Here is an 18,223-nt window from a genome sequence, read left to right on the forward strand (position 1 = left end):
CCGCGGGTCAGCGGCTCGGGCCGCTCCCCAGCTCGGCGTTGATCGATTCCAGCAGCGGGCGGAGCCGTTCCTCGCGTCGGGCGGTGAGGGCCTGCTGGGCGTCGTGGACGGCCGCGACGATCATGACGGCCAGGTCCCGGACGTTGCCCGGATCGGCCGCGAACCGTGCGATCGTCAGGCCGTCGAGCACGCCCCGGTGGTCGACCGTCGCCTTCACCGCGCCGCCGCCGGCCGTGCCCTGCACGGTCAGTGCGCCGAGTTCCTCCTGGGCGCGGGTGAAGTCCTGCTCGAAGCGGCGGGTGCTGTGCAGCAGCCGCTGAACGGTCGCGTCGTCGTCGAGATCCATGTGCCCCTCCTGTTCCGCGGGCCTCAGCCCTTGCTCCACTTCTGGTTGGGAGTGCCGGCGCAGCTCCACAGCTGGAGCCTCGTGCCGTTTCCGGTGCCGCTGTCGGTGGCGTCGACGCACTTGCCGATGGCGGTGTTGACCAGGTCGTAGGAGGTGTTGAGCTTGAACTTCTGGGCCCAGCCGCCGTTGCAGACGGCGAGCTGGATGGCGGCGCCGTTGTCCTTGGAGGCCCAGGCGATGTCCATGCACAGGCCGTAGATCCGCGCGGTGCCGTCGGACCGGAAGTCGACCTTCTGCCACGATCCGCCGACGCAGTCGTAGATCGCCAGGGGCGTGCCGTCGGTGGCCCTGCTGTTCTGGTGCCCGGTGGCCGAGACGCAGCGGCCGCTGGCGTGACCGACGACGGCGACGCCCGGGTAGACGGCGGCCTGGGGCGCCTGTGCGGCCTTCTTCGGCTGGGTGCCGGCGGAACCGGCGGCCGCGGGCTTGGACCCGGAGGCGGTCCCGGTCCCGGCGGCGGGGGCCGCCTGCGGTACGCCGCCGGGCACCGCGCTGCCGCCGCCGGTCGCGTCGGTGCCGCCGCCGGTCGTCCGGGCCCCGCCGCCGGGCTTCACCGCGCCGGCGCTGCGGCCGGGCGCGGGCGGCCCGCCCGTCGCGGTCGTGTGCTGCCCGGCGCCGGACGGCGCCGGTGACGTGGAGGCCACCGCGGCCGCGGTCTTCTTCGTGCCGCCGGAGCCGGACGAGAGGTGCGCGACGGCGAACACGGCGAGGACCACGACCGCGGTGGCCGCGGCCGCGCCGGCGATCCAGGTCCACGGCCGCGGTCCCGGGCCTCCGCCGGGACGGCCCTGCGTGGTGCGGCGGAGAAACGCGTCGGCGAAGCGCGACGACGCCCCGTCCAGCAACGCGGGATCCTGCGGCTTCTGTTGGGGCGGCACTTCGTCTCCTGAGAGCTCGGAAACCAGGGGGTCTGGGGTGCCGGGGACGGAAGGGACGCACAAGGGCCCGACGACGCGCGCGGCCACGGGCCGCGGCTCGGCCGCCCGGACCCGGCACACATGTGTCTCCCCGGCAAACGTGGTCGAGTCTACACGCGGACCCCGTCACACGTGTGTCGGATCCACCCGCGGTCCGCCCTGCCGGACGGCACATGGACCGCCTGCCGCCGCACACACCCCCGCGCTCAGGGCATGCCGACGGGCCCGTAGCACTCCTCCGCCGGATACAGCGTCAGCAGCCGTACGGTCTCCACGTACAGCCAGCTGAGCGTCAGGGTCAGTCCGAAGACGGCCGGCCAGCAGCGGTCACGGGACGCGCCGAACCTGATCGCGTCCTCGACCTGGCGGAGGTGGAGCGCCAGGAACGACGCGGCCAGGGCGGCGCCGGCCAGCCCCGTCGCGAATCCGAGGCCCAACGGCCGCAGCCCCAGGGCGTCCTGGCCCACCACGGAGACCAGGAGCCGGTCCGCCACGGCGAGGAGTCCGAGGCCGAGCAACCCGGCGCCGGCGAATCCGCGGGTCCTGCGGTGGGCCCGCATCCAGTGCAGCCGGTAGGCCAGCAGGACGCCGGCCGTGGTGGTCATCGTCCCGAGCACGGGCTGGACCAGGACGGCGGGTCCCGGGAGCGTGGCCGACAGGACGCCGAGGAACAGGCCCTGCAGCACGGCGAACGCGAGGGTGCGGAGGGCCGAGGGCCGGTTCTCGCGGCGCTGGCTCACCACCAGCGCCGCGGCGGCCGTTCCGAGGACCGCGGCGACGCCGTAGGACTCCGCGGCGCCGAGGGGGACGACGGGCAGCAGAGTCCACGCCGCCAGGGCCCCGAGGGCCGTCGCCGCGAGGGCCCCGGTCAGGCGGGGCAGCACGTCGTCCAGCGTCATCAGGTCGCCCGCGACGAGCACCGGGAGAAGGAGCCCGGCGGAGTGCTCCCGTGCCCGGTGCGGGCCCGCGTCGGTGCGGCTCCGGGTCAGGGGCACGCCGTCCAGGGGGTCCCCGGCCGCCGTCTTCCGCCCGCCCTGCCGGCCGAACTGCGGCCGGCACAGTACGGGGTTGCTGCTGTGCAGCGTCTGCTGCTCGACCGGTGTCACGCCCGATCTCCTCTTCTCCGTGTCTCAGGGGCCGGGCCCGGACCGGCCGGCGGCGGGCGCCGGCCGGTCCCGGCGTGGGTCAGGCGGGCGTGATGTTGTGGTTGAAGCGGAAGACGTTGTCCGGGTCGTAGCGCTTCTTGATGTCGGCGAGCAGCCGGTGGCGTTCGGGCCCGAAGACCGCCCGCACGCCCTCGGTGTCGGTGGCCTCCTCCGGCGAGAGGAAGTTGACGAGGTTCCGCGTCGCCGCCCAGGGCGCGAGCCCGTCCACGACCCGCGCGAGGTCCGCCCGCATCGCCTCGGCCCGGTCGGGGGCACCGACTGCGAGGGCGAAGACGAGGTACGGAAGGCCGCGGCTCGGTACCGCGTTGGGGGTCGCCGGCTCGCGGTCGAACGCGCCGCCGAGCGCCCGGATCTCGACGTTCGCCAGGGTGCAGCCCGACCGGGAGCCGGTCAGCTCCACCAGCGTCCACGCCGTCTTCTCGTCGAACTCCTCCAGGCAGACGCTCCGGTCGAAGTACGGCATCGGCTCCACCGGGTCCTGGTGGATGTCGCCGATCGAGGCGTAGGGCTTCTCCTCCACCAGGTCGAGGAGCACCGGGGCCGCGGCGCGCAGCGGGGCCAGCAGGGCGGCTCCCTCCTCCGCCGAGCCCAGATAGCCGACGCGCAGATGGACGACGAAGGCGCCGCGCAGCGGCTCGGGCAGGACCGGGAGGTCGGGCAGCCGCTGGATGCCCACGGACGAGGTCATGTCCTCGCCGACGGTGGGGAGCCAGGCGCGCCAGGCCTCCAGCACCTCGGCCAGGTGCTCGCCCGGGAAGTAGATGCCGCCGCCGTAGAAGCGCGTGTACGGGAACACCTCGAACTCGATCCGGGTGACGACGCCGAAGTTGCCCTTGCCGCCCAGCAGCGCCCAGAACAGCTCGGGTTCGGTGTGCGGGGTCACCTCGCGGAGTGCTCCGTCCGCGGTGACCACGGTCAGCCGGCGCACATGGTCGGCGGCATAGCCGTGGGTCCGTCCGAGCAGCGGGCTCTGGCCGCCGCCGAGCGTGTAGCCGACGACACCGACGTCCGGCGCGGAGCCCGCGAGCGGGGCCAGTCCCGACTCCGCGGTGCGCGGCAGCACATCGCTCCAGCGCACACCCGGTTCGGCCCGTACAGTGCGTTCCCGCGCGTCGACGTCGAGGGCCCGCATGCGCCCCAGGGAGATCAGCAGCCCGCCCTCGGCGGCCGAGACGACCTGGTGGGCCGCGGACTTCACGGCCACCGGCAGCCCGTGGCGCACCGCGAACCGGACCGCCGCGCGCACGTCCGCGTCGCTCGTCGCACCGACGACCAGGGCGGGCGCGAGCGGGCAACTCAGGTTGAACGTGGCGCACTCGGCCGCGTACCCCTCTGAATCCGGCTCCAGGACGGGTCCCGCCACGGCGTGCCGCAGGTCCGTCACGTCCTCCGGCCGCAACCGGACATTCGCCCCACCTGACATGTCGCTACTCACGCTCTCCCCAACCTCACTCACACATGCACGTTCGGATGTCCATGCTCACACGTATCTGGGCTCGACCACCGCCCTCCATGCAAGATACGTGTGAACTCGGCGCGTGTGCCAACCCGCCCCTCCCTTCCGCACCTTCCCCGCGGTGCGGTCCCTCGGGCCCCGCGTGACACATGTGCCTCAGGCGGTTAGGGTCGCTGACAGGGTGCTGGCGAACGAGAGGGCCTGACATGGGCAGGTCGCCGATGGGCGACGATCGCGCGGAGGACGTGGTGCTCACACGTGCCGCCCAGGCGGGGGACGTGTCGTCGCTCGTCCTGCTGCTGGAACGCCACCGGGCCGGTATGCGTGCGGTGGCGATCAGCGTGCTGGGGCCGGGGCCGGACGTGGACGACGTCATGCAGGAGGCGGCCCTGGTGGCACTGCGGCGGATCGTCGACGTCCGCGATCCCGCGAGCGTGGGGCCGTGGCTGCGCATGGTCGTCCGCAACCAGTGCCGCACCCTGCTGCGCGCGGCCCGGCGGGTCGAGCCCGTGGCCGAGGTGCCGGTGCCGGCCGTCGGCGGCACACCCGAAGAGGTGCTGCAGGACCACGCGCTGCGGGACTGGATCTGGGAGGCCGTCGAGGCGTTGTCCCCGGCGCTGCGCCTGCCGGTCGTCCTGCGCTACTTCTCGACCGGGATCACCTCGTACCAGCAGATCGCCGCCGCCTGCGGGATCCCCGTGGCCACCGTGCGCAGCCGGCTCCACCAGGCGCGCGCCGCGCTGGCCCGTGCGCTGACCGCGACCGCGGCCGACGGGCACGACGACGTACGGCGACGGACGGCGGCCAGCTGGCAGGAGGCGCGCGGGATGCTCGTGGCGGCCGAGCACGGCGACTTCGGCAGGGTGGTCAGGGACCGCTACTCCCCCGACGTGTCGCTGCTGGCCGGCGGAGCACGGCTCGGCGGAGCCGAGCTCCTGCTGGCCGGGATGGACATGGACCTCTCCGCGGGTGTGCGCCAGCGGCCCCTGCACGTCGTGGCCGGCCGCTCGCTCGTCATCTGGGAGATGGAGCTGGTCAGCCCCCCGGACGATCCGGAGCACTGCCCTCCGGGGGTCGCCTGGATCATGACGCTCGCCGACGGGCGCTTCGACCGGGTGTCCCTGCACCACGCCGCCCGCCCGTAGGCGGAGCCGGTCCCGGCCCGACGACCCGGACCGCGATACGTGTGACTCAGTTCACACCCTGCGGATCCAACTTCCGGCCTCCTGCGCCGTCGTGTCGGTGACCCACCCACCTGTACGACTCCGGAGATCCCGATGAACAGCCCCCTCTCCCCCGCGGCCGGCACGGCGTCCGGCAACGATCCCCTCACCCCCGGCACCCACGTGTACGGGCTCGGCGGAGTGGTCCAGCGCTACCACGTCCACGGCACGGGCCCGGTGTGCGTGGTCCACTCCGGAGGACCCGGCATCTTCTGGGACTACCTGCGGATGCCCCTGCTCGAGGAACACCTGACCATGGTGTACGTCGAACCGGTCGGGACCAGCGAGGACAGCCGCCTCCCCTCACACCCGCACGGATACACGCGGGAGCGGTACAGCGGCTTCCTGGAGGTCCTGATCAACCGCCTCGGCGTGCCCCGGGTGCACCTGCTCGGCCACTCCCACGGCGCGTTCGTCGCCGCCTACCACGCGCTGCACCGCGCCGGCCGGCTGGCCGGCGTCGTCCTCTACGAGGGGGCACCGGTCACCGGTCCCGAGCACGCCGAGGAGGCGGGGCGCATGGTGGGGGCGTTCGCCGCCCGGTACGCGGGCCACCCCGGACTGCCGGGTGTGCTGGCCGCGTTCGGCGCGATGGCGGACATCTCCGGCGACGAGCAGACCGTGGCCGTCGCCCGGGGCGTGCTGCCCTCGTACTTCGCCGACTACTGGGCCCACGAGGAGCGGTACGCGCCGTTCCGGGACGCGATCCGGGCCACGTACGTCTCCGGACTGGACGAGCACCTCGTGCCCGAGAGCATCGACGACCGCGCCGCCCTCAAGGGCATGGAGGTGCCGGCACTGGTCGTCGTCGGCCGGCACGACGTGATCTGCGGCATCCGCTGGGGCCGCGAACTCCACGACCTGATCCCGGAGTCGGAGTTGCTGGTCCTGGAGGACAGCGGCCACATGGGACACGTCGAGGAGCCGGAGCTGTTCGCCGAGGCGGTCCGCGACTTCGTCGCCAGGACGACGGCCCCGGAGCCCGGGGCGGAGTAGCGCATGCCCGAGGCGGGGCGAGCCGGCCTCCGGCGGGCCATCCGTGCCCGGTGGAGGGCGGCTCGCCCCGCCACGAGCGGCCGGGAAAACCGTTTGGCGCCGCGCGGCGGCCGCTGCTACGTTTCCGGTGGCCGTGCAGCAGAACGAGGAGGTGGTACCCGTGAACCAATCGACATGGGTGCTTCCCTCCGGGGTCACGGTCGGGCGATAGGTCGTCCGGGAGCGCCGTCTTCACGAGCACTCCCGAAAGGCACGACCATGGACATCACTTCCGAACGACGCCTCGACGACGGCATCCTCGAGCGCGAGTTCACCCTCGGCGAGATCCCCGGCACCTTGTGGACGAGCGGATCCGAACCGGCTCCGCTGATCCTGGTGGCCCACAACAACGGCCTGCCCCGGCGGGAGCCGCGGCTGGTCGCGCGGGCCCGGCACTCCGCGTCGCACGGCTACGCGGTGGCCACCATCGACGCCCCCGGGTGCGGTGACCGGCCCCGTTCCGCGGCCGCCGAGCAGGCCCGGGCCGACCTTCGCCGGGCGATGAAGGCCGGCGAGCCGGTCGACGAGATCTTCGAATCGCTGGTCGGCCCGCTGGTCGACGACGCCGTCCCGGAGTGGCGGACCGCCCTGGACGCCCTCCTGGAGCTGCCCGAGATCAGCGGCCCGGTCGGGTACTCCGGGTGGACCGCCCTCGGCATCCGGCTGGCGGTGGCCGACCCGCGCATCGCGGCGGCGGGCCTCTTCGCCGGAGGGTACGTGCCCCGCGCCGTGCGCGAGGAGGCCCGGCAGATGACCGTTCCGCTGCTGTTCCTGCTGCAGTGGGACGACGAGGGGAACCCGCGGCAGCGGGCCCTGGACCTGTTCGACGCCTTCGGCAGCAAGGAGAAGACGCTGCACGCGAATCCGGGCGGGCACCTGGGCACCCCCGCGTTCGAGAGCGAGGACGGGAGCCGGTTCTACGACCGGCACCTGAGGTGAGGCCGCGCCGTCGGGCCTGCGGCGGACGCCGTTCGCAGCCTGCCCGACGGCCGGAGCGCCGCGGTCGAGGACGGGGCCCGGCCCCCCTCGACCGCGGCGGAACGGACGCACCACCGCCCCGGCCGCGGCGGTCCGCCTGTGGTGGACCGCCCGGCCGCGGCGGTGTTCACGTCCGGTGCACCTGTCGGCCGGCGGCCCGCGCGGACCGGGCCGGGGCCGTGAGGCGGATCGCTCGCGCGCCGCCGAGCCACGCCTGGTGGAGGTCGCCGGGGTCCGGCTCGCCCGTCCCGTCCGTGCGGATCGCGTTGAACCGCGCGAAGGTCGGGTTCGTCCGCGCCATGTGCGCGTACGCGCGGACGACGTCGGGCTCGGCGGTGTCGACGTGCACCCCCGCCGTGCACAGCCGGCCCCGGAACCGCACCTGGACGGTCTCACCGGTGCGCAGGTTGCGCGCCCAGGGGAAGGAGGTGCCGATCAGGAGGTCGTCACCGTCGGGCAGGTAGGCCACCGGAACCGCGTAGCGACGACCCGACGTCCGCCCGACGACGTAGAGGGTGACCAGCCGGCTGCCGGCCGTCCGGGACAGGCCCGGTGTCCGCAGCATCGCGCGGACCAGGAGGTTGACGGCGCGCTGCCCCCGGAGGGTCCTGACCCTCCGGTCGGGGCTGGGGCCCGCGCCGCTCGTGTCACCGCTCATGGCTCTGGGTGGTGACCCTGGCGACCTCGGGAAGCCGCTGGTCGCCCGCCGACGTCGGGACCAGGCGCGTCACCGAACCCGGCATGCCGCCGATGGTGAAGACCCGGACGGTGGCGCCGACGGTGACCGCGGCGAAGGAGGCGACCGGCGGAACGTACTCCGGTACCGCGATCGTGTGGACGCCGGCGCCGAGTTCGCCGTCCCGGACACGCGCGGACGTGCTCCTGGGCTCCGGGGGTGTGAACGACGTGCCCCAGAAGGCCTCCACGGTGACGTGTGCGGCAGCGGGCAGCACCACACGCACGGTTCGCCCCGCGCCGTCGTAGGTGATGTCGTCGGTCGCGTCCGCCGAGGTGACGGCGTCGACCTGGGCGGCGATCACACCGGCGATGCCGGCGAGGCCCTGGAGGAACGTCACGTCCGGGTTGCGCTCGGCGACGGCGTCGCGCAGGTGCTGCTTCGTGTCGGGCGGCACCATGCCCCCGAAGACGAGGACGTCGAGATCGCCGACGTCGTAGTCCTCCAGGACGCTGCCGAACTGGTTGGTGGCGTCCGCCCGGTGGCCGCGGGCACGGAGCAGGCCGACGGCTTCGACCAGCACGCCGGGGCTGCGGCCGACGATGAGGACGCGCAGCGGTACGCCGTGCGCACCGGCCGGCCCGCGGGTGTCACGGACGTCGTGCGAGTCGTGGGCGCCCTCCGTGTCGTGGGCGGCAACGGCGTCATGTGCGTGGTTCATGAGTGCAGTTCCTTCGTGTGGTGCGCGTCCCGCTCCGTTTCCCGTGCCCCCGCGGGTGCCGGGTCGGGAACGTGCTCGGGTGGCGGTGCCGCGGCGGCGTCCTCGCGGGTGTTGTTCGTCGCCAGCGCGATCAGCGCGGCGGCCGCGGCGAACGCCGCGCCGACGGCCAGGGCCTGGCGCAGCCCGGACGTGGTCGCGGCCGGCACGGAGGCGCCCGCGGAGGCCAGGTGGTGGATGCGCGCCGTCGCGACGGCCGAGAGGACCGCGAGGCCGAGGGCACCGCCGAGCTGCTGGGCCGAGTTGAGGATCGCGGCGGCGACGCCCGCCCGGCTCGGACCGACGCCGGCGTTGGCGGCGGTGGTCACGCCGACGAACACCGGCCCGAGGCCGAACGCCACGAGGAGCAGCCCGGGAAGGACGTGGGCGACGTAGCCGCCGCCCACGGGGATGCGGCTGAGGTCGAACAGCCCGGCCGCCGAGATGAGCGCGCCGGCGCTGACGACGGCCCGGCTGCCGATCCTGCCCAGCAGCTTGGAGCCGATGCCCGCGCCGATGCCGACGCCGACGGTGAGCGGCAGGTACGCGGCTCCGGCGGCGATCGGCGAGTAGCCGAGGACGTTCTGCATGTACAGGGTGAGGAAGTAGAACATCGAGAGCATGCCCGCGAAGCCGATCAGTCCGGTCAGGTTGGCCGCGGCCAGTCCCGGGACGCGGAAGATGTCCAGGGGCAGGATCGGGTCCGCTGCCCGCAGTTCGATGACGACGAACCACGCGAGCAGCACGGCGGCTCCGCCCAGTTCGCCCCATGTGCGGGCGGCTCCCCAGCCCTGGTCGGGCGCCTTGATGAGGGCGTAGACGAGGAGCAGCATGCCGCCGGTCATCACGACGCTGCCGAGCAGGTCGAACCGGGAGGTCCGGGCCGCGGGGCGGTCCCGGGGCAGCATCACCACGACGGCGGGGATCACCAGTGCGCAGGCGATCGGGTTGACGAACATGACCCAGCGCCAGCCGGGGCCCTGGGTCAGCAGGCCGCCGGCCAGGATGCCGACCGCGGAGGAGAGTCCGGCGACCGCGGCCCACACGCCCAGCGCGGACCGGCGGTCCCGGTCCGTGGTGAAGGTGGTGGTGAGGGCGGACAGCGCGGCGGGCAGCATGAGCGCCGCGCCCGCGCCCTGGACGAGCCGGGCCGCGATGAAGACGCCGGCGTCTCCGGCGAAGCCGCCGGCCAGCGAGGACAGTCCGACGAGCACGGTGCCGGCGAGCAGCACGTTGCGCCGGCCGAGCAGGTCGGCGAGGCGGCCGCCGAGCAGCATCAGGCCGCCGTAGGTCAGCAGGTAGGCGGAGGGCACCCACTGGAGGCTCTGGACCGAGAACCCCAGGGCGGTCCGGATGTGGGGAAGCGCCACGTTGGTGATCGACGCGTCGACGAAATCGAGGAACGCGACTGCGCACAGCAGCGCGAGGATCCGTCGGCCGCGCCCTGATGCGAGCGACAGCGGAACGGGGTCAGCGGCCACCACGGCCTCCTATGTTGGACGAACCAATGTTGGTCCCACCAACATAGCCGATGTGGGTCGTGCCAACAACCGATACTCTTGGGGTGTGCCGCTGCCTCACCGACCCTCGCCCCGCACGCCCGCCCGTCTCCAGGACCGGGCGACCTGGCTTGTCAGCAGGGCGCACGCGCGCTCGTTCCGGCTGCTCAACGCCGGTTTCGAGGCCCACGGGGGCGGCCTGCGCGGCTACCACTACCGGCTGCTGGCGGCCCTCGAGGAGTGGGGGCCGTCGAGCCAGGCGGACGTCGGCCGCACCACGGGGATCGACCGGAGCGACGTGACGGCGGCCCTGACAGAACTCGAGGCGCAAGGCCTGGTGGAGCGGTCGGTCGACCCGGCGAACAAGCGCCGCAAGATCGTCACGCTCACCGACGCGGGCGCCACCCGGCTGCTCGACCTCGACGCGGTGATCGACGGGATCCAGCGCGAGTTCCTCGCGCCGCTCACCGCCGAGCAGCGGGAGCAGTTCCTGGGCCTGATGTCACTCCTCGTCGAGGAGTGAAGGCGCTCCTCGACGAGGGGTGAAGGAGTGAGGAACCCCCCGGTGCGGGCTACTCGGCGCGTTCGGACGCGGACGCCGGCAGGAACAGGCCGCGGACGCCGGTCGTGGTGAGCATGCGCTCCAGGAACGGCGGCGGCCCGTCCACGCGCAGCCGCACGTTCCCCGCGGAGGTGAGGCGGTGGATCATCAGCAGGGCGGACAGGCCCGTCGAGTCGCAGAACCGCAGCTCCGCGCAGTCCACGCGGAGTTCGCGCAGGTCCGGGTGCGCAGCGAGGCAGCGGCTGACGTGGGCGACCAGTTCGTCGCCGGTGTCGTAGTCCAGGTCGCCCGCCAGCCGCAGGGACGCGGTGTCCGCACCGGCCTCGACGGTGACGGAGAAGGAGGAGTGGGGCAGGGACGTCATGCGGGTGCTCCGGGAGGGGTGCCGTCCGGCGCGTACGCGTCCAGGGCGCGGCCTGCCCGGTCGAGCATGCGGACGGACCGGGGGAAGTCCTTCAGTTCCGACGCCAGGGCGTCCAGCGCCGGGCGCAGCGACCGTGCCGGGACGCGACGAGCGGCGAGGATGTCCGCGGTCCAGGTGAGGAACGCGGCGAACAGCTCGTCGTCGTCGCAGTAGAGGGCCGCGGCCAGGAACTCGACGATGTGCGCGATGTCCTCGGCGGTGCGCTCGCGCTGCTCGGCGGTGTAGGACGCCATCGCGGGCAGCGCGGCCTCCAGCTGGGTCAGGACCTTCCTGACGATGTCCCGCTGGGCGCGGGCGACCAGGGTGTACTCCTGGTCGGCCAGGTGGGGCAGGTCGTCGATCTGCTGCCGTCCGGCGGCCAGGTCGGGGCCGGGGAGGCCGGCGGAGAGTGCCAGGGCGGCCGCGCGGGCGTCGGGCGCCCAGGCGTTCGCACCGAGCAGCCGGGCGTTGCGGCCGTCCGGGCCGAAGGCCGCCCCTCCGACGATGACGGGCACGCCTATCGCCTGGCAGCCGGTGATCGCCGCGTGGGCGGCCGGCAGCCGGGTGGGCAGGGAGGAGGACAACGCGACGGCGTCCGAGCCGCTGGCGTGCAGGTGCGCGATGAGGTGCGGGGTGGGGACCTGGGCGCCGAGGAAGTCGACCTGCCAGCCGCGCAGGGCCAGCACCTCGGCGAGGAGGCGGGCCGGGAGGGCGTGCCATTCCTGGTCGACGCACGCCACGGTGATCCGGCCCAGGCGGGGCTCGGTGCGGGTGGCCGGGTGGTGGGCGAGGGCCCCGATGACGCGTTCGGTGATGGCACTCGCGGCATGTTCCTGCGCGACGTTCAGCCGGTTGGCGGCCCACTCCGCGCCGACCTTCGCCTGCAGCGGCGCCAGCACGTCGAGCAGGACGCTCTCGGCGTCCGCGCCCCCGTCGAGCGCGCCGAGGACGAGGTCGGCGGCCTGGTACTCGTCGCGGCCGGTCACCGCGGCCCACAGGTCGTCGCGCAGGGCCGCGAGCGGATCGGCCCGGGATTCGGTCGGCGTCATACCGTGTACCTGCCCCGGGTACGGCCGTCCACCGCACTGAGATGGGTGGTCCGCGGCGCACCGATGGCGACGAGGGCCATGTCGTCGTGGCTGCCGTCGTGCAGCCACTGCGAGGCGAGCATCTGGATGCGCTCGACGACCGCTTCGGCGGGCAGGTCGGCGCAGTCGGACAGGGCGCGCTTGAGCCGGTCCTCGCCGAACAGCTCGCTGCCGAGCGGGCCGCCGCGCGCCTCGGTGAATCCGTCGGTGTAGAGCAGGCACGTCTCACCGGGCTGCAGGACGGTCTGGGCGGAGTGCGACTCGATGCTGGGGAGGGCGCCGATCAGGGAGCCGTGGGTGCGGACCTCCTCGACGCTGCCGTCGAGGCGCACCACCAGGGGCGGCGGGTGCCCGGCGGAGGTGAGGCTCAGCCGCACCTCGTGGCCCTTACGCAGAACCGAGGCGAGCACCATCGTGGCGAAGCGGGTGTGGTGCGAGTTGAGCAGCGAGCCGTTGAGGAGTTCGAGGATCCGCCCGTGGTCGTCGACCATGGGCGTCAGCGCCTGCAGGGTGCTGCGGATCTTGCCGGTCAGCACCGCGGCGTCCAGGCCCTTGCCGCACACGTCGCCCAGGACGACGAGCGAGGCGTCGGCGCCTGAGGGGCCGGGGTGGACGTCGTAGAAGTCGCCGCCCACCCGCTCGCCGGTCTCCGCGGGGCGGTAACCGCCGGCGAACTCCACGCCGTTGAGGCGCTGGAGGCGGGGCGGCAGCAGGTCCTGCATGAGGGTCTGGGTGATCGCCCGCTGCTCGCTGTACATGCGCGCGGCGGACAGCGCGGCGCCGGCACGGGCGGCGAACAGCCGCGCGAAGACCTCCTCGCTCGGGCTGAACGGCGCGTGCCCGGTGCCGCGCAGGAGGATCAGGGCGCCGGCGGGGACGCCGTGCCCGGGCAGGGACGTGACGACGACGGACCCGATCGGACCGGAGGAGCCCTCGGGCAGCAGCCAGTCGGGCAGCAGGGCGCCGTCGATCCACCGCGACGGCAGCGGCGGGAACCCCTGGAGCGCCTCGCTGAGGCCGGGCAGGCTGGACGGGTCGGCCGCGACCAGGGTGCGGACGACGTCCTGGCCGGCCACGGCGTGCGCGACCGGCAGCTTCCCGCGCGCCGGCGGGGCGACGACGATCGCGACGTCCGCCAGGTAGTCGGCGGCCAGCCGCACGGTGGCGGCCATGCACCGGTCGAGGTTCAGCGAGGCCAGCAGGACGTTGGACGCCTCGACGAGGAATCCGGTGCGTTCACGCTCGGTGCTGAGGGCCTGCTCGGCCTCCTGCCGGCCGGTGCCGTCGATCAGCCACCAGACGACCTCGCCGTCCTGCCCGCGGGTCGGGTACGCCTCGAAGCGGCGCGCTCCGACCGGTCCCGAGGCGGGGGGCAGGGCCTCGCCGTCGTGGCTCCCGCTCCGCTGGGCCGGCGGCCGGGAGTGCGCCACGGCCTCACCGTGGGCCCGCGCCAGCCAGTCGGGCACGGATTCCCTCAGGCTGGCTCCGGCCGCCGCCCCGGTCATCAGGGCGGCGGCCGCGCGGTTGGCCTGCACCACGATGCCGGACGCGTCGGCGACGATCACCGGGTACGGGGCGAGCGTCCACAGGTCGGACGTCGCTGCCGGCCCGGCAACGGTGACGGGCTTTCCCTCGATAGAGGCCATGAACGGAGCCCGCTGTCAGCGGGCCGCACCAACTTTCGCGAGGAGGACGATTTATTTGCCGCGCGGCAAGCATCTCGTACAGATGTCCGCGCTGACAAGCCGTCCCCCTGATCGGCCGTTCCGGTCCGGGGTCAGCGGCCGTTCCAGTCCAGGCACATGACCAGGGCGTCGTCCGCGGCGGGACCGGGTCCGCGGTGCCCCAGCAGGGCCTCCAGTATGGCCCGCGGCACCTGGGTGGCGGGCAGCAGACGCGTGTCGTTGATCGACCGCGCCAGCGCGCGCAGGCTGTACTTCTCCCCGGCCGGGGACAGCGCGTCGTACACGCCGTCGCTGATGAAGAGCAGCCGGTCGCCGGGGGCGACGGTCAGCCGCTGCGGTTCGTAGACGGTGTCCTCGAACATCCCGAGCGGCATCTGCGCCTCCAGCTCGATCATCTCGACGGCGCCGTCGCGCAGGCGCCATATGCGCGGCGAACCCGCGTCGATGATCTCCACCTCGCCGGTCGGCAGGTGGAAGCGCAGGAGCAGCGCCGCCAGGTACTGCTCACCGCGGTGCTGCCCGAAGACGGCCTGGTCGGCCAGGTAGGCCTGGTCGCTGAGCTCCAGTCCGGCGCGGCGGCCGTTGCGCAGGGCGCTGACGGCGAGGTTGGTCAGGAGGGCGGCGTCTATCCCCTCGCCCATGCCGTTGTTCACGGTCAGGTGCAGCTCGTCGGCCGAGGCCGACCAGTCGAAGCTGTCGCCGAACACCGCGTAGGCGGGTTCCAGCTGGGCGCCGAGGGTGTACTCGGGCCGGGAGCACGAGCGGCCGGGCAGCAGCTGCCACTGCATCTCGGCGGCGAGCGTGAGCCGCTCGGCCCGGCGCGCCCGGAGGAACAGGTCGGTGTCCCGGTCGGCGACCAGGACCTCGTGCCCGAGGGCGTCGGCGCACTCCTGGAGCTCCGCGAGCAGCTCCGGCGGCGGCCCCTCGCCCTCCGGGTCGGGCAGCGTGACGCTCAGGATCCCCAGGCGGTCGCCGCGGACGCTGACCGGCAGGTGCACCTCGACGGCGGCCGCCGAGGCGTCGTGCACCCAGTGCGGTTCCTGGGCACCGTAGGCCCGTCCGGGGGCGGTGTCGTAAACCGACACCAGCGTGCGTGTGGCGGACGGCTCCCCCACGGTCTGGAGCCTGGTCGACGAGTAGTCGGCCATCATCAGCCGCACCGCCAGCACCTCGTGGCGGCGCTCGATCGTGGAACGGATCACGTCGAAGATCTCGTGAGGCGCGGCCTCACGGAGGCGGCGTTCCACGGTCCAAGGTCTGTCCAACGCTATCGGTCCTTCCCTCGTTCACATATCGTCGTCCAAGCGACTACTGGATCGAACAGATGGAAACGAGCCTGAACGGCTCTCACGGGAGTGTCACATGAACCAGGCCCCCACCGACCTCCACACACACCCCTCGCATGCCGCGCACGAGGTCGGCGAGGTCCTGGAGCTCCTGGAGGTCGCCTGGGAGCGCGCCCGTGACGCGTTCGGCACCGCTCCGCTCTCCGCCGCGCAGACGCGGGTGCTGTACCTCGTCGAGCGCGAGCCCGGCATCAACCTGACGGCGCTCGGCCGCGCCCTGTCCGCCGCCGCTCCGTCCGTCACCCGCCTCTGCGACCGTCTCCAGGCGGCCGGGTTCCTCCGCCGGGGACCGGGCGCCCAGGACCGCCGCGAGGTGGAGCTGGAGCTCACCGAGGCCGGCACCGCCCACCTGCGGACCCTCCGGCACCGCCGCGAGGAGGCGCTCCGCGAGGCCATGGAGCGCATGCGGCCCGAGAGCCGGCAGGCGCTCCTCACCGGTCTGAGGGCCCTCAGCGACACGGCCGGCGACCCGTCCAGCCCTCCCGCCCGCACGAGACTCGCGGGCTGACGCGCACGGCCCCCACGCTGCCCGGCCAGGGCGACCTGCGGCGTGCCCGGGGACCGGACCCGGCCCGCGGACCGTCGCGTCACGCCGGCTGGGCGGCGGCCTCCCGCTCGGGCCGCTCCGCGCCGAGGAGACGCCGCTGCGCCAGGACGACGATGCCGCCGAGCACGTAGCCCAGCGCCTGGAGGACCAGCAGCGGGATGGTGCCGACCACGTTGCCGAGGAGTCCCGCGACGGTGATCCCGGCGAGGACGGCGGCGCCTTCTACCGCGCTGAGCGCGCCGAGGACCCTCCCGCGGGCGCCGTCCTCGGCGAGGCGCTGCAGGACGGTCATCGAGCCGGCGACGGTGAAGGCACCGGGGACGCCGACGAGGATCATGCACACGAAGGCCGGGACGAGGCTGTCCGTCGCCAGCGGGGAGCAGAACAGCGTCAGGTCGACCAGCCCGAACAGCACCGACCCGGTCCCCCACATCGTGACCGCGGGCAGCCGTGAGCCGGCCGCCGCCGCGACCAGGCCGCCCACGATGCCGCCGACGGCCTGGGACGACACGATCAGCCCGTACGCCTGCGCGCCGCCGCCGAGTTCGGTGCGCACGAACGGTGCGAACAACGTGCTCATCAGGCCTTCGCCGATCTGTGTCACCAGCCCGAAGAGGAAGACGAGCCGCATCGCCCGCCCGGCCGCGCACAGGCGCAGCCCGTCCTTCCACTCCTCCGCCAGGCGCGCGAGCGCCTCCCCTGTCCGGATCCGCGGCCGCGAGCCCCTGCCCGGCTCCGCGCGCACGCCGGGCGCGGCCCGTTCCGCCGCGCCACGTACGGCCGGGGCGCGCCCGGCCCGATGGCGGATGGACGAGACGAGGACCAGGGCCGCGACGAACGTGCCGGCGTCCGCTGTCGCGAGGAGAGGTATGCCGCCCGCGGCCGCGAGGACGCCGCCGAGAGCGCCGCCGAGGAGGCGGGCGACGTCCCGGGTCTGGCTGTTCAGCGCGTTGGCCGTCAGCAGCTGTCCCGGTTCGGTGAGGGCGGGCAGCAGTGACTGCTCGGCCGGCACGAAGAACTGCTGCAGGCAGCTCTGCGCGAGCACGACGGCGTAGACGATCCCGATGGTCCGCCGGTCGTGCACCGCGAGCAGCGGCAGCAGCGCGATCACGTGCAGGAGGTTGAGGACGATCATGGCCCGCCGCCGGTCCCAGCGGTCGGCGAAGACGCCGGCGACCGAGCCGAGCACGACCGTCGGCACGAACGACGCCAGCAGCAGGCCGCCCGAGGTCAGCGTCGAGCCGGTCAACTCATAGACGCGGAAGGCCAGTCCGGTCCGGAGTATCCAGTCGCCGGTGAGCGAGACGAGCCCGGCGCCCAGCAGCAACCGGTAGTCGCGCTGCCGCGTGAGCACCGCCCACACGTCCTTCACGGCCCGTCCTCCGCGGCTTGCGGCGAGACGGTGACGATCTGGGTGATCTGCACGTGCCTGCTGCCGGGCGGGCGAGTGGCCTTGTCGTCGATCGGGCGCTCGTCGACGTACCGCTGCAGCAGGTCCCTCATCCGCCCGGTCAGTTCGGCGAGTTCGTCGGCCGTGAGGTAGATCCCGGTGGTGTCGATGCCCGCGCTGTCGCTCCAGGCAGGCTCCTCCCCCGGACGCTGCCGGTGCCAGGCGGCGAGCCGGTCGAGGGCGCGCTCGGCGAGGAGCTGTTCCAGGACGCCCACGGCGGCCTCGCCCTCCGCCGTGAGGTCCGCCCGGGGCCAGGACTGCGAGGTCGACACCGCCCGCCACGGGCGCTCGCGGTTGTCCTTGCCGGGCGCGGGTTCCACGAAGTCGTACTTCGCCAGCTGCCGCAGGTGGTGGGACGCCAGCGCCTGGCTGATGCCCAGGCGCCGCGCGGCCTCGGTCGCCGTCAGCGGCCCCTCCTGGCCGAGCATCGCCTGCAGTTCCAGCCGGATGGGGTGCGCCATCGCACGGATCGCCAGCGGGTCGTCCAGGAACCGCACGCGGCGCCGCTCACTTTCCAAGGACATGCTGGGAATATGCGGCGCACGGCAGCACGATGTCAAGCACTTGCTTGGAATGACGCCCCGTCAACGACCGTCGACGTGGCTCCCGTTGACCACCGGGACGGGCGCCCGTGTCCGGGCGGGGGGCGGCCGGGGCGGCTGGCAGGATGGCGGTATGGAACGTGTGGTGGGAATCGGCGGGTACTTCCTGCGGGCGTCGGACCCGGCGGCCCTGGGCGCGTGGTACCGGGACTGCCTGGGGCTGGACGCCGACGAGAACGGCCTGTGGCAGCCGGGGGCCGGGCCGACGGTGTTCGCCGCCTTCGAGTCCGGGACCGACTACTTCGGGTCCCGGACGCAGCAGACCATGCTCAACTTCCGCGTCCGCGACCTCGACGCGATGCTCGCGCAGTTGCGCGCCGTGGGAGCGGACGTCGCGGACGAGACCCAGGACATGGACGGCGTCGGGCGCTTCGGCTGGGTGACCGACCCGGAGGGCAACCGCGTCGAGTTGTGGCAGCCCGCCTGA

At 73.8% G+C, this 18,223-nt stretch carries 19 protein-coding genes; 6 read left to right on the forward strand and 13 right to left on the reverse strand.

The window, feature by feature from the left end; all coding sequences use genetic code 11:
* Positions 1-7 precede the first annotated feature (7 nt).
* The 4 genes from BMW99_RS30325 to BMW99_RS30340 all read right to left on the reverse strand — a co-directional run bounded on the left by BMW99_RS30325 (position 8) and on the right by BMW99_RS30340 (position 3,924).
* Positions 8-346 (reverse strand): YbaB/EbfC family nucleoid-associated protein, encoded by a 339-nt coding sequence (locus BMW99_RS30325; RefSeq protein ID WP_069466747.1) that lies wholly within the window; start codon positions 344-346, stop codon positions 8-10.
* Positions 347-369: 23 nt separating this feature from the next.
* A complete protein-coding gene (locus BMW99_RS30330; protein ID WP_075017935.1) occupies positions 370-1,284 on the reverse strand; it encodes an RICIN domain-containing protein in 915 nt (304 codons plus the stop codon).
* A 245-nt stretch (positions 1,285-1,529) separates the two neighbouring features.
* Positions 1,530-2,429: a Bax inhibitor-1/YccA family membrane protein gene (locus tag BMW99_RS30335; protein WP_069465420.1), complete on the reverse strand. Its 900-nt coding sequence runs from the start codon at positions 2,427-2,429 to the stop codon at positions 1,530-1,532.
* A gap of 79 nt (positions 2,430-2,508) precedes the next feature.
* Complete coding sequence (locus tag BMW99_RS30340; RefSeq protein WP_245791687.1) at positions 2,509-3,924, reverse strand: FAD-binding oxidoreductase; 1,416 nt, start codon at positions 3,922-3,924, stop codon at positions 2,509-2,511.
* A 227-nt stretch (positions 3,925-4,151) separates the two neighbouring features.
* Between BMW99_RS30340 and BMW99_RS30345 the strand changes: the two genes are divergently transcribed.
* The 3 genes from BMW99_RS30345 to BMW99_RS30360 all read left to right on the forward strand — a co-directional run bounded on the left by BMW99_RS30345 (position 4,152) and on the right by BMW99_RS30360 (position 7,142).
* Positions 4,152-5,090, forward strand: coding sequence for an RNA polymerase sigma factor (locus tag BMW99_RS30345; protein WP_069465422.1), 939 nt, complete (start codon positions 4,152-4,154; stop codon positions 5,088-5,090).
* A 132-nt stretch (positions 5,091-5,222) separates the two neighbouring features.
* Complete coding sequence (locus tag BMW99_RS30350; protein WP_075017936.1) at positions 5,223-6,164, forward strand: alpha/beta fold hydrolase; 942 nt, start codon at positions 5,223-5,225, stop codon at positions 6,162-6,164.
* A 258-nt stretch (positions 6,165-6,422) separates the two neighbouring features.
* Positions 6,423-7,142 (forward strand): dienelactone hydrolase family protein, encoded by a 720-nt coding sequence (locus tag BMW99_RS30360; protein ID WP_069467505.1) that lies wholly within the window; start codon positions 6,423-6,425, stop codon positions 7,140-7,142.
* A 166-nt stretch (positions 7,143-7,308) separates the two neighbouring features.
* Here the strand turns inward: BMW99_RS30360 and BMW99_RS30365 are convergent, their stop codons facing one another.
* From BMW99_RS30365 to BMW99_RS30375, 3 genes are read right to left on the reverse strand one after another with little or no spacing between them, the layout of a single operon-like run.
* Positions 7,309-7,839, reverse strand: a complete 531-nt coding sequence (locus tag BMW99_RS30365; protein WP_075017937.1) for a PNPOx family protein — start codon at positions 7,837-7,839, stop codon at positions 7,309-7,311.
* Entirely contained in the window at positions 7,829-8,578 is a 750-nt protein-coding gene (locus BMW99_RS30370; protein WP_218108413.1) for a hypothetical protein, read from the reverse strand. Before BMW99_RS30370 ends, BMW99_RS30365 begins: the two co-directional genes overlap by 11 nt.
* On the reverse strand, positions 8,575-10,095 hold the full coding sequence (locus BMW99_RS30375) for an MFS transporter (protein ID WP_245791688.1): 1,521 nt from the start codon (positions 10,093-10,095) through the stop codon (positions 8,575-8,577). Before BMW99_RS30375 ends, BMW99_RS30370 begins: the two co-directional genes overlap by 4 nt.
* A gap of 85 nt (positions 10,096-10,180) precedes the next feature.
* Here BMW99_RS30375 and BMW99_RS30380 point away from each other — a divergent pair, with 85 nt between their 5' ends.
* On the forward strand, positions 10,181-10,636 hold the full coding sequence (locus tag BMW99_RS30380; protein ID WP_069463540.1) for a MarR family winged helix-turn-helix transcriptional regulator: 456 nt from the start codon (positions 10,181-10,183) through the stop codon (positions 10,634-10,636).
* Between the two features lie 49 nt (positions 10,637-10,685).
* Here the strand turns inward: BMW99_RS30380 and BMW99_RS30385 are convergent, their stop codons facing one another.
* The 4 genes from BMW99_RS30385 to BMW99_RS30400 form a co-directional block, all read right to left on the reverse strand.
* Complete coding sequence (locus BMW99_RS30385; RefSeq protein ID WP_069463539.1) at positions 10,686-11,039, reverse strand: STAS domain-containing protein; 354 nt, start codon at positions 11,037-11,039, stop codon at positions 10,686-10,688.
* A complete protein-coding gene (locus tag BMW99_RS30390) occupies positions 11,036-12,127 on the reverse strand; it encodes a cobalamin B12-binding domain-containing protein (RefSeq protein WP_069463538.1) in 1,092 nt (363 codons plus the stop codon). The genes BMW99_RS30385 and BMW99_RS30390 overlap by 4 nt, the downstream gene beginning before the upstream one ends.
* A complete protein-coding gene (locus BMW99_RS30395) occupies positions 12,124-13,812 on the reverse strand; it encodes a PP2C family protein-serine/threonine phosphatase (RefSeq protein ID WP_079138407.1) in 1,689 nt (562 codons plus the stop codon). Before BMW99_RS30395 ends, BMW99_RS30390 begins: the two co-directional genes overlap by 4 nt.
* A 131-nt stretch (positions 13,813-13,943) precedes the next feature.
* Complete coding sequence (locus tag BMW99_RS30400; protein ID WP_069463537.1) at positions 13,944-15,116, reverse strand: PP2C family protein-serine/threonine phosphatase; 1,173 nt, start codon at positions 15,114-15,116, stop codon at positions 13,944-13,946.
* A 97-nt stretch (positions 15,117-15,213) separates the two neighbouring features.
* On the opposite strand from BMW99_RS30400, the gene BMW99_RS30405 reads away from it, so the two are divergent.
* Positions 15,214-15,705 carry a MarR family winged helix-turn-helix transcriptional regulator gene (locus BMW99_RS30405; RefSeq protein ID WP_069463536.1) on the forward strand — a complete coding sequence of 164 codons (492 nt, stop codon included), beginning with the start codon at positions 15,214-15,216 and terminating at the stop codon, positions 15,703-15,705.
* A gap of 79 nt (positions 15,706-15,784) precedes the next feature.
* Here BMW99_RS30405 and BMW99_RS30410 read toward each other — a convergent pair whose 3' ends face one another.
* Positions 15,785-17,116 (reverse strand): MFS transporter, encoded by a 1,332-nt coding sequence (locus BMW99_RS30410; RefSeq protein WP_069463535.1) that lies wholly within the window; start codon positions 17,114-17,116, stop codon positions 15,785-15,787.
* The gene (locus BMW99_RS30415; RefSeq protein ID WP_069463534.1) at positions 17,113-17,718 is read right to left on the reverse strand and encodes a helix-turn-helix domain-containing protein; all 606 of its coding nucleotides are present in this window, start codon (positions 17,716-17,718) and stop codon (positions 17,113-17,115) included. Before BMW99_RS30415 ends, BMW99_RS30410 begins: the two co-directional genes overlap by 4 nt.
* 151 nt (positions 17,719-17,869) lie before the next feature.
* Between BMW99_RS30415 and BMW99_RS30420 the strand changes: the two genes are divergently transcribed.
* Entirely contained in the window at positions 17,870-18,223 is a 354-nt protein-coding gene (locus BMW99_RS30420) for a VOC family protein (RefSeq protein WP_069464167.1), read from the forward strand.

Source organism: Actinacidiphila rubida (genome assembly GCF_900110255.1).
Taxonomy (GTDB): Bacteria; Actinomycetota; Actinomycetes; order Streptomycetales; family Streptomycetaceae; genus Actinacidiphila; species Actinacidiphila rubida.